Genomic DNA, 14951 nt, shown 5'->3' with positions numbered 1-14951 from the left:
TATTTTAAGGTGTAGTTGAGGAAACTTGCAATACTTTCCCATTATAATATTTATTACCCGTTAGAGCAAAATTAAAAATATAATCGGCCATTTCTGTTGCAGAAAGTGGTGCTTCATAACCAGGAAAAGCTTCTTGCAGCATTTCGGTATTTACAGCTCCTAATGCTAAAACATTAAACGCAATCCCACGTTCTTTGTATTCTTCTGCTAATAGTTCTGACAAGGTAATCACGGCTCCTTTACTTGAACTGTATGCAGAAAGTCCAGAAAATTTCATACTTCCTTGAATTCCGCCCATAGAACTAATGGTTACGACATGGCTTCCTTTTTGCATATAAGGAATGCAAATTCGAGTTAAACTTGCCACTCCAAAAACATTCACCTTGTATATGTTCTCAAATTCTTCTGCTGTAGTTTCACCAAAAGGTTTTAATAGCAATAAACCCGCATTTTGAATTACAATATCTACATTTTTCCAAGTAGAAGATAAAAAATCGTTCACTTTTTTCAAATCATTTTCAACAGACAAATCTATCGAAAGTGATGTGATATTAGGATTCCCCAATAAATCTTGAGGTGTTTTTCTAGAAATAGCTAAAACTTGGTGTCCTGCATTGGCAAATTGTAGCGCTAATTCGTGTCCAATTCCACGAGAAGTTCCTGTAATGATTATGTTTTTCATAAAAATGAATTTTAGCTAAAATAAAAAAAATCTCATCAAGATAATTCAAGATGAGATTTATATTTAAAAAAATTATCGACAATTACGCGAGCATTGTTACCGGATTTTCAATAAATTGTTTCAGTGTTTGTAAAAATTGAGCTCCAGTTGCGCCATCAATTGTTCTGTGATCGCAAGCTAAAGAAAGCATCATGGTATTTCCTACTACAATTTGTCCGTTTTTAACCACTGGTTTTTCTACAATTGCACCAACTGAAAGTATCGCAGAATTGGGTTGATTTATGATAGAATTGAATTCAGTAATACCAAACATCCCAAGGTTAGAAATAGTAAAAGTACTTCCTTCCATTTCTGTAGGCAATAATTTTTTAGATTTTGCTCTACCTGCTAAATCACGAACACCAGTACCAATTTGAGACAAACTCATTTGGTCTGTAAAGTTTAAAACTGGCACAACTAAACCGTCTTCAACAGCGACAGCAACACCAATATTCACGTGATGGTTAATAAGAATTGAATCTTCTCTCCATTGTGAGTTTATTTTTGGATGTTTTTTCAAAGCCATTGCAGATGCCTTGATAACCATATCGTTAAAAGACACTTTTGTATCAGGAATGCTATTGATAATCGTTCTCGATTTCATAGCTTCGTCCATTGTTACCTCGATTACTAAGTTGTAATGTGGCGCAGTAAACAAAGATTCTGCTAATCGTTTTGCGATTATTTTTCGCATTTGCGAATTCTTAATTTCTTCTGTAAACTTTTCTCCGGCTGGAACAAATGGTTTCACCGTAACTACAGCATTTGTTGTTTCCGCAACCGCTTGCACTGGGGCACTTGCTTTTGATGGATTAAAGTTTTCTACATCAGATTTTGTAATTCTTCCGTTTTCACCAGAACCTTTTACTTGAGATAAACTAATTCCTTTATCTGAAGCTATTTTTTTAGCTAATGGCGATGCGAAAATTCTTTCGTTTGAATTAGACACTGGAAGTTGTGTATTAGAAGTTTGTGTTGCGACTTCAACTACTTTTTCAGCAACTGGTCCCGAAGCTTCGGGAGCACTATTTCCTCCTTTTTTATAATTTTCAGCAATTCCAGTAATATCAGTTCCATCTGGTCCAATAATAGCTAAAACGCTATCTACAGGTGCAGATTCTCCTTCTTGTATTCCTATAAATAATAAAGTTCCAGCATTGAAAGATTCAAATTCCATTGTAGCTTTATCCGTTTCAATTTCTGCAAGAATATCTCCTTCGGCCACTTTATCTCCTACTTTTTTAATCCAAGTCGCAACTGTTCCATCGGTCATTGTATCACTTAAACGAGGCATTGTAACTACTACAACTCCTTTTGGCAAAGTGGTTTCAGGTTTTGAGTCTTGGGTTTTGGGAGCTTCAGCAATTTCAGCTTTAGCTTCTTCTTTTGCAGCAACTGGATTTCCATTCAATAAAGCAGAAATATCTTCTCCATCTTTACCAATAATGGCTAAAAGCGAATCTACTGGCGCCGACTCTCCTTCAGGAATACCAATGTATAAAAGTGTTCCTGAATTGAAAGATTCAAACTCCATAGTAGCTTTATCGGTTTCAATTTCAGCAAGAATATCCCCTTCAGAAATTTTGTCACCCACTTTCTTTAACCAAGCAGCTACTGTTCCTTCGGTCATTGTATCGCTCAAACGAGGCATTGTGATTACTGTTGCCATAATTATAGTCTATGAGGAATAAATGGATAATTTTCTTGTTCGTAAACCACATCATACAATTGTTGCACTTCTGGGAAAGGCGATTCTTCAGCGAATTTTACACATTCTTCTACTAAATCTTTTACTCTTTCATCAATAATTTCAATTTCTGCTTCTGTAGCATATTTTTTTTCCATAATTACATCAAGCACTTGTGTAATAGGATCTATTTTTTTGTATTCTTCTACTTCGTCTTTAGTTCTATATAATTGTGCATCAGACATAGAGTGTCCTCTGTAACGGTATGTTTTCATTTCTAAAAACGTTGGACCATCACCCCGACGTGCTCTATTAATAGCTTCATGCATAGCCTCAGCAACTTTCACAGGATTCATACCATCTACTGGACCACAAGGCATTTCGTAGCCAAGACCTAATTTCCAAATATCAGTGTGGTTTGCAGTTCTTTCTACAGAAGTTCCCATTGCGTACCCATTATTTTCTACAATAAAAACTACTGGAAGTTTCCACAACATCGCCATATTAAATGTTTCGTGCAAAGAACCTTGACGCGCTGCTCCATCCCCAAAATAGGTTAAGGTAACCCCATCGCGTCCAAAATACTGATCCGCAAAAGCCATACCTGCACCAACTGGAATTTGAGCTCCAACGATTCCGTGACCTCCAAAAAACCCTTTTTCTTTTGAAAAAATATGCATTGAACCACCCATTCCTTTTGATGTCCCTGTAACTTTTCCAAGTAATTCAGCCATTACTGCTTTAGGATCCACACCCATTCCAATAGGTTGCACGTGATTACGATAAGCGGTAATCATTTTGTCTTTACCCAATTCCATTGCGTGCAAAGCACCCGCTAAAACTGCTTCTTGACCGTTATATAAGTGAAGAAATCCTCTTACTTTTTGTTGAATATAAAGGGCTGCTAGCTTGTCTTCAAACTTTCTCCAAAGCAGCATGTCTTCGTACCACTTTAAGTAAACTTCTTTTGTAATTTCTTTCATTTTCTTTTCTTGCTAAAATGTTTTGTGTTTGAATAGTATTTTAAAACGCAAAATATTGACCTCACACAAATTTGCGAAAAGCAAAAATAAGACATTCCGAGTAAGTAGTAAAATTTATGTAGTAGTTTTTATCTTTTTTAAAGGAAGTTTTTATCAAATGTAAAAGGAAGGAGATTTTTTAGTGAATTTGATTTATAAATCATACCCGCTTCTCCCATAAAAAACATTTCGATTGGAGCTTCTTGTTTGAACTCATATTCCGCTATGGATTGTCGGCAAGAACCGCAAGGTGGAATTGGTGTGGTATTTGGGGTTAAATCTGATGTTGCAGAAACTGCAATTTTAAGAATTTTAGCTTCTGGGTAGTTTGCTCCAGCATAAAAAATAGCGGTTCTTTCAGCACATAATCCTGACGGATAGGCCGCATTTTCTTGATTTGAGCCTAATATAATTTTTCCGTTGTCTAACAATATTGCTGCGCCAACCCTGAACTTCGAGTAGGGCGCATAGGCTTTCTTTCTAATTTCAACGGCTTGATTCATTAAATCTTGTTCATCAAGATTAAGTTCTTTAAGGGATTCAAAAACCAACAATTGTGTAGTAATGTTTATTTCTTTCATAGGCTACGTTTATAAGGGAAAAAAAATCCAAATCTCAGAAATGAAACTTGGATTACTATTTAAATTATGTTACTATTAATATTCATCATAATCATCTCCAAAATTGAATGTTAAAGAGAAACGAAGTGTGTTTTCTAAAGGATTAGGGACTTTTGAAGTAGAGAATAAATACGAAACATCTAAACCAACCACATTGTACTTGAATCCAGCTCCTAGAGTAAAGTATTTTCTTTTTCCTTTTTGCTCACTTTCGTGAAAGTATCCCAATCGCATTGCAAAAGCATCTTGATACCAGTATTCTGCTCCAATAGCGTATGTAAACTCTTTTAGTTCTTCGCTAAAACCATCAGGGGCATCGTTAAACGATTTAAAAATTCCTGACGTCCAACCTTGAGAGCGATAAGCCGTATTGTTTTCGGCAATACGCTCTGAAAGAGTAATATCTTCTGAATCAGTAAAATCACCGTCTCCATTTACATCTACTGGCAATCCTGGCTCTTGTGGTGTTGGCACAAGCAATTTTGAAAACTCGAGATTGACTCCTATTTTATTATAATCGTCCAATATAAAATCAAAACCACCACCAATTCGCATATTTGCAGGTAAAAAATTAGCTGTTTTATCTATATCTGAAACTGTGGCATCATACGAAAGCTTTGGTCCCATATTCTGAAAATTAAAACCTGCTCTCCAGCGACCATTAAAATCATTAAAAGCAATTTCTGGCGATTGATAAAATCCAGCAACATCAATAGCAAAGCTATTTGCTGAAGAAGCATCATTTGTCACGGTAGGAATCCTTAAATTTGACCTGATATATCTTGCTGCAATTCCCATTGAGAATTTTTCGCTTAATTGTAATGAATAGGATAAATCTATAGCAAATTCGTTTGGACTTACTGTATTTAGTAAATTTGCAGATTCGTCAGTTAATTGAATTTCACCCAATCCAAAATAACGTAAACTTGTCGCAAAAGCACTTCGTTCATTAAATCTATTAAAATAAGTAAGTTGTCCCAATGATATGTCATTCACTAGAGCGGTAAGATATGGTGTGTAACTTACTGAAAAACCTTGCTTTTTGAGCGAAAACGCGTATTTTGCTGGATTGTATTGTTGCGAAAACGCATCAGGCGAAGTAGCCACACCATTATCTCCCATACCCGCAGCACGAGCATCAGCAGCAATAAGTAAAAATGGAACTCCAGTAGATATTGGCCTATCAGTTTGAGCGTTTACATTAACAAAAATTAATAATCCTGTGAGTATTAAAACAATTCTTTTCATTTATTTTTTGGTATAATAATTAACAAATATATATTCTTTTATCAAAGTATTACTAATTTCTCAAACTTTTCAGTTTTTTTATTTGTAATTGTTGATCTAACAGTTAGCTTGTAAACATAAACTCCCTTGCCTATTTTATCACCAAAATCATCGCGCCCATCCCAAGTTAAATCTCTTGATGTAAAACCATCGTTGGTTACCAGCTGACTTTTTGTCCACACTACTTTCCCAGTAATTGTCAATACTTGCACTTGAACATCTAATGGTTCAAATGGCTTATTGTGCGTGAACCAAAACTCTGTATGATTTACAAATGGGTTTGGATAATTTAAAACGTTTGTCAATGTTAGGGTTTGATCACCTACAACTATAAACTGTAACTCGGAAGTAATTAAATTATTGTATACATCCCACGCTTTAAATGTTAAAGTATGCAATCCAACAGCTAAATTTCGGAATGGATACTTCAGTTTTCCTTTGGTATAATCATCCAATTCCGTTTCGTAAAAATCATTCAAAACATAGGGTTTGGTCTCATCACCATCCAGATATGCAATAATATCATGCCCTATTCCGCTAGCTGTATTTATTCCATTTTCATCTTCAAGAATAGCCAGAAACAAGGGGGACTCATTTGTAATTCCGCCTGAAACAAATGCTTCGTCATTCATATACAGCCTAACTCTTGGCGCTAGATTATCTGCAACAGCATTTGTATTTATTCCTCCTATTTTTATATTAAAATCATACCCTGTTTGATCTTCTGGCACTGCATTATTTTTAGCATAGAAACTAACCTTTCCATTTCCAACTGGTATTTTTATATCACGAGACACTACAAAACCAAATTCAAAAAGCCCGTTCTTAACCGATGCATTTCCTCTAAATATAGTTTCGCCAAGTGTTGTAAAAGGCATTATTTGCAATATTCCACCTTCCGCATACCCATCATTTCCCAATGTACTTCTATTCACTTGTTTGTCAAAAATATTAACCGCTAATTCACCGTTATAGGCAGTTAAAACAGCATCAAATTCATCGACCACTTCACCTGTTAGTTTAGCATAACTCAGAGCGCTTATTGGATTGACTATGAGAGCAATAGGCACATCGTTAATTTTTGTCAATCTTATTTTTGGTTTAGGAATGGCTAATTTCAAAGCAGGATCGCCTATATAAAATACTACATTGTTTCCGGAATTTGCAGAAGAATTTTTGGTTAATCTAACCGCCTCTGCAATAGAGGGATAATTGTTTGAACCATACGAAAATAGTTTTGAAGCCAAGTTTAAATTAAAACCAGCACCTGTACTTTGTCCTATTTGTCGGGTTGTTGTTACCATTGAAACGGCACCTCCACTTGGATTCCAGTATACAGCTTCTCCAGATGTTGGTCTATAAGGGTTATCAAACCGAGTAAACTCACAAGTTACTGTTACGAACAAGGGATATTTGTATTTGTTATTCAAATTTATAGCATCTAACCGCTCAAATATTCTTTCTCCTGCTAGTCCGTCTTCTCCACCGTGTCCAAAATAATCAACAACTAAGGTTCCTTGATCAAAAGAGTTTACAAAATCCGTTCGTGCTTTTGGATATTTCTGACCACCTGAAGTAGTTTCCTGCACATACGAATCGGCATGTATCTTTTTGACATTAAAAAAAGGTTTTTCAAGAGCAATTTTATCTGCTAAAAAATTCAAATCTGTTTGAATTGTTTTGTCACTGCTCTTGTCAATATCATCAGAAATTAGGACTAAATTATTTCGCCATTTTCCATATGATTTTTGATCGTGATACTCAATTATTTTATTTACTAATTGTTCGGCTTGAAATGAATTTGAAGCCAGTATCCTCCCTACAGCTAAATCAAGCCCTGGAGAACCAATCATATTTCCCTCATTCGCATTCATTGAAACAAAATAATCGTCAGAAATAAAAGAACCTGACAATGAAAAACTATTCAAAGCGTGGAATATTGGGACGATATTAGTATTGTTAGGTATCCTGTCTTTAAAATCGTAAGAGGCGTCTCCAAAAAGACATAAATATTTTACTCTTTTTGCAGGGTCAGAAGCATTATCATACACATATTTAACAAAGTTTCTAACCGCACCAATATCTTGTTTTCCAGACGAAAATTCTTGATACAAAGCTTCTATTACTACTACTTTTACATTTAAATTGGATTTCACTCTGTGAAAATTAGCCAACTTTTCAGCTTGAGTTCTTAATGAATAAGGAGTTACTATCAAGTAATCAACATCTTGAAAAACACCTTGTGCATTTTGAAAAATTACCCCTTTAACATCTTGATTAAAAACTAACGAATTTGAATCTTTTAATGGATAATAAAAATCAAAATTATCAACCGCGATGTAATTTCTATTTTCACCCATTTGAGCTTTTAAAGTGATGGAAGATTGATTGGCATTTATCTTACTCTTTACGTTGTAAATATCTGTTATATCCCATACTTGACCTATTGCAGAAGCTGAGCTTATCTGATATTCACAAGTGCCTATAGAAGATGCAACTTCGTTTACAGTAAATCTAAATTGCTTACCAAAACCTTTTAAATCACTTTTTGCTTTAAGTGTTATATAATCCAGAAAAGCATTGTTACTAGGAACTCCTGCGTTATTATAATTTAAACTTATCCCTATGTTTGAATTTGCTACTGTAAATGTTGTATTCAATAAAGACTCTACAGCCTCAGCACCAGGAGAATAGTTAAGATTTATATTTCCTATGTCTAGATTGTTTGCTTTAACACTAAATGAGGTATTATTCGATACCGTTGCTGCGGATTGAATCCTAACTTGAACAGGAATTGTGGTTACAATATTTGGAATTTGAAATTGAAAAGTTTGCTCGTTATCCACATCAAAATCTTCACCGAACCATCTTCTACCTAGCTTGAGTATATTCACTTTGTCTATTTCGTGAAAAGCATAATTATCAAAAGTTGTAAATGTCTTATTTATTGGATTTTGTGACTCAGAAATCGGAGTAATTCTCTTTCCAGAAGCACCGCTCGATGTGACATAATAATACGATTTGTCAGAATATAAGTTAAGATGCGTTTGATTTTCGGCACTCCAATTGTCCATACCCTCAGCATAAAACAAAATGTAATCAAAATCATTAAACATTCCATCTTCCTCTCCATTAAAATAAATGGCATTTTCAGCAATATCAATTGGATATGATTCAGAATTAAGCAACGGAAGCATTCTACCTCCATTCCCATAAATTTTTATGTTTTTCGGATTTACATTAACATCAAATCCTAGCGATACTAAAAAAGCTTTCGATATTTTATAAACCCCTGATTTTTGAATATAAAATCTTTTCCAGATACCTGTTTTCATAACAGAACTTGAAACTGTATTGACATTCCTATTAGAAATTCTATTCATTGAACTCCCATTAGTGTATGTATAAGTAAATGATTTTATTCTTTTATAACTATTTCCTTCCTTAATAATAGGCGAGAGTGTCAAAACTCCATAAATTAGGTCTCTGGCAATGGAATTTTGAACAGAAATGTTATGAGAACTAGAAATATATGATTTGTTTAAAATTCCCAAACTACTTTCGGCAACAGCTTCGTATACCATATTTGTAATAGCAATATTTTTCTCATCAATTTCTGACGAAACCTCAAACCTATTTGAATACAGAATTGTTTTTTTTAAATCATCATAGACAAAACAATCTGAATTAAAATGCGGAATGTCAATACTTGATTTTTCTGAAACAAAAAAACCCCCATCTTTCCAATCAATTTTAAATTCTTTATTTACTTGAGAATAAGAAAATTGAAAAAGAAACAATACTAAAAAAGTAAAAAATTTTTTCATATAAAAAGGTAACGTAAAATAAAACCGTTTATTTTAAAAAACAAAAATAAATCTTTTTAAACAATATCCTTACTCTAATATCGTTATAAATTTAATTCTTAAAATAAAAAATTTTAAGATTTTTTTAATATTTGTAAAAAATGTGTTGCAATGTTATGGTTTATTCTTATATTGCGCCACAAAATAATTACCTACTAAAAGTATGAAAGTAAACAAAATTGTGACTTTAAGAGTACTATTTTCATTAATAGTTCTATTAGGATTTACTAGTTGTAGTAAAAAGTCTAACTCGAAAAACATTTCATCTGCTACAGGATGGAAAATTAACGACCCAAATGGAGGCTTCCAATACAATTCTAATTTCGTAAAGCAAGAAACTGCTCCGGGATTAATTTTAGTTGAAGGCGGAACATTTACAATGGGAAAAGTTCAAGACGACCCAATGCACGATTGGAACAATTCCCCAACACAACAACACGTTCAGTCTTTTTATATGGACGAAACGGAAGTTACAAACATTCAATATACTGAGTATCTTGAATGGTTGAAAAGAGTATTTCCACCAACAGAAGAAAATTATAAAAATATTTACGAAGGTGCTTTACCAGATACATTGGTATGGAGAAACCGTCTTGGATACAATGAAACAATGACAAATAATTACTTGCGTCACCCAGCTTATGCTTACTACCCAGTTGTAGGAGTTAACTGGATTCAAGCTACTGAATTTTCAGTATGGAGAACGGACAGAGTAAACGAGAATGTACTTGAAAGAGAAGGATTCTTAAAAAAAGGAGCTAAAATTGTTGATGTAGATGCGGAAAACACTTTTAGTACAGATTCGTACTTAAATTCACCATCTACCTCATTTGGTGGTAATGAGGAAATAGTATTGCAAAAATCTGCACGTGGAACAAGAGCTAAAAAATCAGCAAAATCAAATTCAACAGATTCCACTTCCGTTGGAGCTGGAAGTGATGGTCCAAAAAATGTATATGCACAAAGAAGCTCTGGAATTATATTACCTGAATACAGACTCCCAACAGAAGCAGAATGGGAATATGCAGCAGCAGCTGATGTAGGAAATAGAGAATACAATATATACAGAGGTCAAAAGAAATACCCTTGGAGAGGAGCATACACAAGATCTGGGAAAAGAAGTACAAAAGGAGATCAACTTGCTAACTTCAAACAAGGAAAAGGAGATTATGGAGGAATAGCTGGATGGTCTGATGACGGTGCAGATATTACAGGCGCTGTAAAATCTTATGCTCCAAATGATTTTGGATTGTATGATATGGCTGGAAACGTTGCAGAATGGGTTCAAGATGTATACAGGCCAATAGTTGATGACGAAGCGAATGATTTTAACTATTTCCGTGGAAACGTATATAGTAAAAACAAAATTGGCGAAGACGGCAAAATCGAATTTATAACTGCCGACAAAATTAAATACGATACATTAAGTAACGGAAAAATTATAGCAAGAAATAAGCCAGGAGAAATTGCTCGTATTCCTGTTGATCAGAACGAGACTTACTTAAGACAAAATTTCGATAAAAGTGATGAGATAAACTATCGTGATGGAGACAAGCAGTCTACTCGTTTCTTTGATTTTGGAACCGCAGAAGACGACCCTAAGAAAGTTAAGAAAATGTACGATTCACCTCAACACAGTATCTCAAAAGATTCAACAGGTAAAGTTCTTAAGACTTTTGATAAATCTACTAAAAGAACTACACTTATTGGCGATGACGTTCGTGTATACAAAGGTGGTTCATGGAAAGACAGAGCTTACTGGTTAGATCCAGCACAAAGAAGATTTTGCCAACAGGATATCTCAACGGACTATATAGGTTTTAGATGTGCAATGTCTAGAGTTGGAGCTAAATCTGATTTCAAGAAAAGACCAAGAAATTAATTTTATTTCATAAAATATTTAAAAGCCCTTTTCGAAGGGCTTTTATTTTTTAGTACTTTCGTAATATGAAAATAGAAGAAATATACAACCATTTTTTATTCTGCAGTTCAGTTTGCACTGACACTAGAAAAATTGAAGAAAACTGTCTTTTTGTAGCCTTAAAGGGAGATAATTTTGACGCCAATACTTTTGCAGAAGTAGCTTTGCAAAAAGGGGCTGCTTATGTCATCATTGATGATAAGAAATATAAAACTGACGATTCTAAAATCATACTTGTAGATAATAGTTTAAAAACCCTGCAAGAACTAGCAAATCATCATAGAAAAGAGTTAGGATTACCAATCATAGCCTTAACTGGAAGCAACGGGAAAACTACAACTAAAGAGCTTATTTATTCTGTTTTATCAAAAAAATACAATACGATAGCCACCATTGGAAATTTAAACAATCATATTGGTGTTCCTTTAACTTTATTACGATTAAAAGACGATACTGATATTGGTATCATTGAAATGGGTGCCAATCATCAAAAAGAAATTGAATTTTTATGCACTATAGCCGAGCCAGATTTTGGCTACATTACAAATTTTGGCAAAGCACATTTAGAAGGTTTTGGTGGTGTTGAAGGTGTTATCAAAGGTAAAAGTGAACTCTACGATTATTTAAAAGAGCATAACAAAACAGCGTTCGTAAATAGCGACGATTCAATACAGAATGAAAAATCAAAAGAAATAAAGCGCTATACTTTTTCAGAAGCAAGCAATTCTGATGTTATAATTGAAAAAATATCAGCCAACCCAATGGTAAGAATTGAATATAATACAACTACTATACAATCACAACTTATTGGAATATACAATGCAAACAATATTAATGCTGCAATAACAATAGGCAAGTATTTTAACATTGAAGATGATGCTATACAAAATGCCATTGAAAACTATATTCCTGAAAATAACAGATCTCAATTAATCGAAAAAAAATCCAATACTATAATACTTGACGCTTATAATGCCAACCCTAGCAGTATGTCAGCTGCGATTGACAATCTATTTCAATTGGAAGCAGAAAACAAAATTGCAATTTTAGGAGATATGTTTGAGCTTGGAGACGAAAGCATAGAAGAGCATAAATCAATTGTAACTATTTTAAAAGACAAAACAGAGATAAAATCCTATTTAATTGGTAAAGATTTTTATTCTAATAAAATATCCAATCCAAATCTAAAATTTTATGAAACATTTGAAAATTTCAAATTAGAGCTTGGCAATCAAACCTTTAAAAACAATACTATTTTAATTAAAGGTTCAAGAGGAATGGCATTAGAACGAACTTTGGAATTGCTTTAAAGAATCAAACCATAAAGTAGAAGTCCGTACACTTGGTTTTGCAAACTGAAAGCCTGCAAGATAAAACAGGAACAAGAAAGCTAAATCACTAGTTTTATGACTTATTACCCTTACAATTCTAACTATTAGATTTGGGAATTATCGGTAAAATTTTTAAACTCTGAAAGGCAAATACGCTAAAAACGTATGGTTTTAAACTATATATGAATCCAATAAAAACCATTCTTAGTATTTATAAAATTTCGTAGTAAACCATCAAAAAAAGCAACAGTTTAGTTTTTTAACTGTTGCTTTTTTTGTGAAATTTATACAAAAGTTTTGCCATTGCTAAACAAACATTAGTTTGTACAATTCCCCACTTCTTGCAAACGAATGGAAAGTCTGTTTAGCTCAACAACGACTTTGGTTTTTGTTCCCGATTCACCTCCCCAAGCTGTATCTCCAGTAAAAACAAAGCGTTTGACAAACTCTCCCGATCCTTGTTGAAAATAATCATCTTCAAGATTTCCATCAGTATAGCTTTGAGATGAAGAGTCATCACTTACAATACTTAAAATTCTCCTATTGGAAGGAGCTGTATACAGAGTGTAAACTTCAGTCCCTTCAGCTTTTGTATTATCGAAAGCCGTTTCTTGCGCTTTCATAAAAACTCGAACTTTTATCATATTGCCTTCAATAGTGGCTTTAACATCACAATCAACTCTAGGACCATGCCCAAAAAAATCCTTATCGCCTTGTATATGAGCTGGAACCAAGGTATATGTTGCTGTGGGAATTTGGTAATCCTCAACGATACAAGTAGGAATTTGAGGCTGAATAATAGGAATAGATGATAGCTCTTGATTATTATACTCCAAAGTAATTTTATCACTAGCATTGTTTAATACCAAACCATTATTACCCAAATTAAGTACAATTTCATAATGTGTTATTCTGTTGATAAACTGACTAAGATCTGTTTTTCTTCCATTTGAATGTAAAAATAGCTTTAAATTAGGCTGATTATCAAAATCATACCCTGAAATATTAATCTTATTCCTTCTATCTGGCGCTAAAGACATTGTTATTTCTTGTGGAATTACACTACAAAAAACAGGTCTTAATTCTGGGATAGGCTGATTTAATAACCTCGCTTTAATTCGCTGCAATCCTTGAATCACGCGTGCTCCCAAAAAATCACTATTGCAACGAAATTCAGCTCCTGCCGCAGCAATGGTTCTGCTTGCTAAGTTTTGTATTTCGGTTCTAACAGTACTTTGAGCATCACCAACTAACTTCCCTTCTAAATCCTGCAATGTAGTTTGCCAACTGCTGGATTGATTAGAAATTTCTGCAATAGCGTCATCAATCAAATTTTCGGTCTTATTGACTGTATTAGGTATCTCACCGATAGTTTTAAAAAGGTTACATCCTGAGAATAATGTAATCAAAATTATGTATATAATTGTTTTCATAGTTAAATAGTTTAATTATTTATTGATACAAATATCAAACTATTCCTTTTTTATATTTCGGGGAAAATACCTGTTTTTATACAGTATTTTAACCCTGATTACTAAGCAGTATTTAAAAGATTCGACTATTTATAATTCAATTTTTTGCCATAACATCAGTGGCAGTTGTTTCCTAGTATTACTTTTAGCTCCATATTTCCAATTAAATTTCATTATGTCACTATGGGATAACTTACTTTTCCATAGATACCAAACATAGAACCATTGTATTTACCTACTATCTCAGTAATTATCCCTAATTAATTGGTTCAGATCCTAAAATTTAATTATAAACTTAATAGAAAAACCCTATAAATCATATGACTTATAGGGTTTTGAAACTAATTGTAGTAATACTTGTGGGCGATGAGGGATTGAAACTTAATCCCTAATGCGCTATATTTTAGTATTTTGCAATTATATTTTAAATTGGGTAACCGAATTTACCCCCTTTTTATATCGTTTGGACTTCCATTAACTTGTGAACCATAAAAGTACACAATTAAATTGATACAACATAACTTAAAGTGTAAAGAATACTAAAAAATGAACTAGTTATTTAACGATGTGTTTATCTACGATGGTTTAAAATGGAGTTGGGATTTTATCCACATTTTAACCAAAAATCAAATGAGCTACTTGTTCATATTTTAATCCTGCATACAAACAAAACTCTTCAATAGTTAAAAACTCATTTTCGAGCTTGTTGAGGTCAGTTTTCACTTTTTGCATTAATCTGGTACTTTGGCGATAACTCTTGCCTGTTATGCGCTGTATGTCTTTCGGATATATGCACACCCTCTGTTTTTCAAATTTCATACACTATCTATGCCTTTGACTAGGCTTTGATTAGCTTAAACCTACTGACAAGTGAAGTTTAAGATTATACAAAAGTAAGTTTTTTTGAAATATAAATTTTTTTCGCAATTTATGGTTGTTTTTATGTGCTTTTTGGCAGGCATTTATGTCGATTTAAGCCATTTATGTCACTTTGCGACATATGGAACTGTCCTCGCTTTTTTAT

General features: G+C 33.4%; 9 protein-coding genes. 2 read left to right on the top strand and 7 right to left on the bottom strand.

The annotated features are described in order from the left end of the window. Positions 1-4 precede the first annotated feature (4 nt). The 6 genes from RMO70_RS02510 to porU all read right to left on the bottom strand — a co-directional run bounded on the left by RMO70_RS02510 (position 5) and on the right by porU (position 9164). Positions 5-682 carry an SDR family oxidoreductase gene (locus tag RMO70_RS02510; RefSeq protein ID WP_310554850.1) on the bottom strand — a complete coding sequence of 226 codons (678 nt, stop codon included), beginning with the start codon at positions 680-682 and terminating at the stop codon, positions 5-7. 82 nt (positions 683-764) lie between these two features. After that, positions 765-2390 (bottom strand): 2-oxo acid dehydrogenase subunit E2, encoded by a 1626-nt coding sequence (locus RMO70_RS02505; RefSeq protein WP_310554849.1) that lies wholly within the window; start codon positions 2388-2390, stop codon positions 765-767. Between the two features lie 2 nt (positions 2391-2392). Further along, positions 2393-3391 carry a pyruvate dehydrogenase (acetyl-transferring) E1 component subunit alpha gene (gene pdhA / locus RMO70_RS02500; protein ID WP_310554848.1) on the bottom strand — a complete coding sequence of 333 codons (999 nt, stop codon included), beginning with the start codon at positions 3389-3391 and terminating at the stop codon, positions 2393-2395. Positions 3392-3528: 137 nt separating this feature from the next. Further along, positions 3529-4011, bottom strand: a complete 483-nt coding sequence (gene cdd / locus RMO70_RS02495; protein WP_310554847.1) for a cytidine deaminase — start codon at positions 4009-4011, stop codon at positions 3529-3531. 75 nt (positions 4012-4086) lie between these two features. Continuing rightward, positions 4087-5298, bottom strand: a complete 1212-nt coding sequence (gene porV, locus RMO70_RS02490; RefSeq protein ID WP_310554846.1) for a type IX secretion system outer membrane channel protein PorV — start codon at positions 5296-5298, stop codon at positions 4087-4089. A gap of 41 nt (positions 5299-5339) precedes the next feature. Next, complete coding sequence (gene porU / locus RMO70_RS02485; protein WP_310554845.1) at positions 5340-9164, bottom strand: type IX secretion system sortase PorU; 3825 nt, start codon at positions 9162-9164, stop codon at positions 5340-5342. A 202-nt stretch (positions 9165-9366) separates the two neighbouring features. Between porU and gldJ the strand changes: the two genes are divergently transcribed. Together gldJ and murF are read left to right on the top strand one after the other, a co-directional pair. Then, the gene (gene gldJ, locus RMO70_RS02480; RefSeq protein ID WP_310554844.1) at positions 9367-11085 is read left to right on the top strand and encodes a gliding motility lipoprotein GldJ; all 1719 of its coding nucleotides are present in this window, start codon (positions 9367-9369) and stop codon (positions 11083-11085) included. Between the two features lie 65 nt (positions 11086-11150). Then, positions 11151-12434, top strand: a complete 1284-nt coding sequence (murF, locus tag RMO70_RS02475) for a UDP-N-acetylmuramoyl-tripeptide--D-alanyl-D-alanine ligase (protein WP_310554843.1) — start codon at positions 11151-11153, stop codon at positions 12432-12434. Between the two features lie 338 nt (positions 12435-12772). Here the strand turns inward: murF and RMO70_RS02470 are convergent, their stop codons facing one another. Then, a complete protein-coding gene (locus tag RMO70_RS02470) occupies positions 12773-13888 on the bottom strand; it encodes a hypothetical protein (protein WP_310554842.1) in 1116 nt (371 codons plus the stop codon). Between the last annotated feature and the right edge of the window lie 1063 nt (positions 13889-14951).

The sequence above is a fragment of the Flavobacterium sp. genome, assembly GCF_031422135.1.
GTDB lineage: Bacteria > Bacteroidota > Bacteroidia > Flavobacteriales > Flavobacteriaceae > Flavobacterium.
This window is presented reverse-complemented; position numbering and strand designations above follow the sequence as displayed.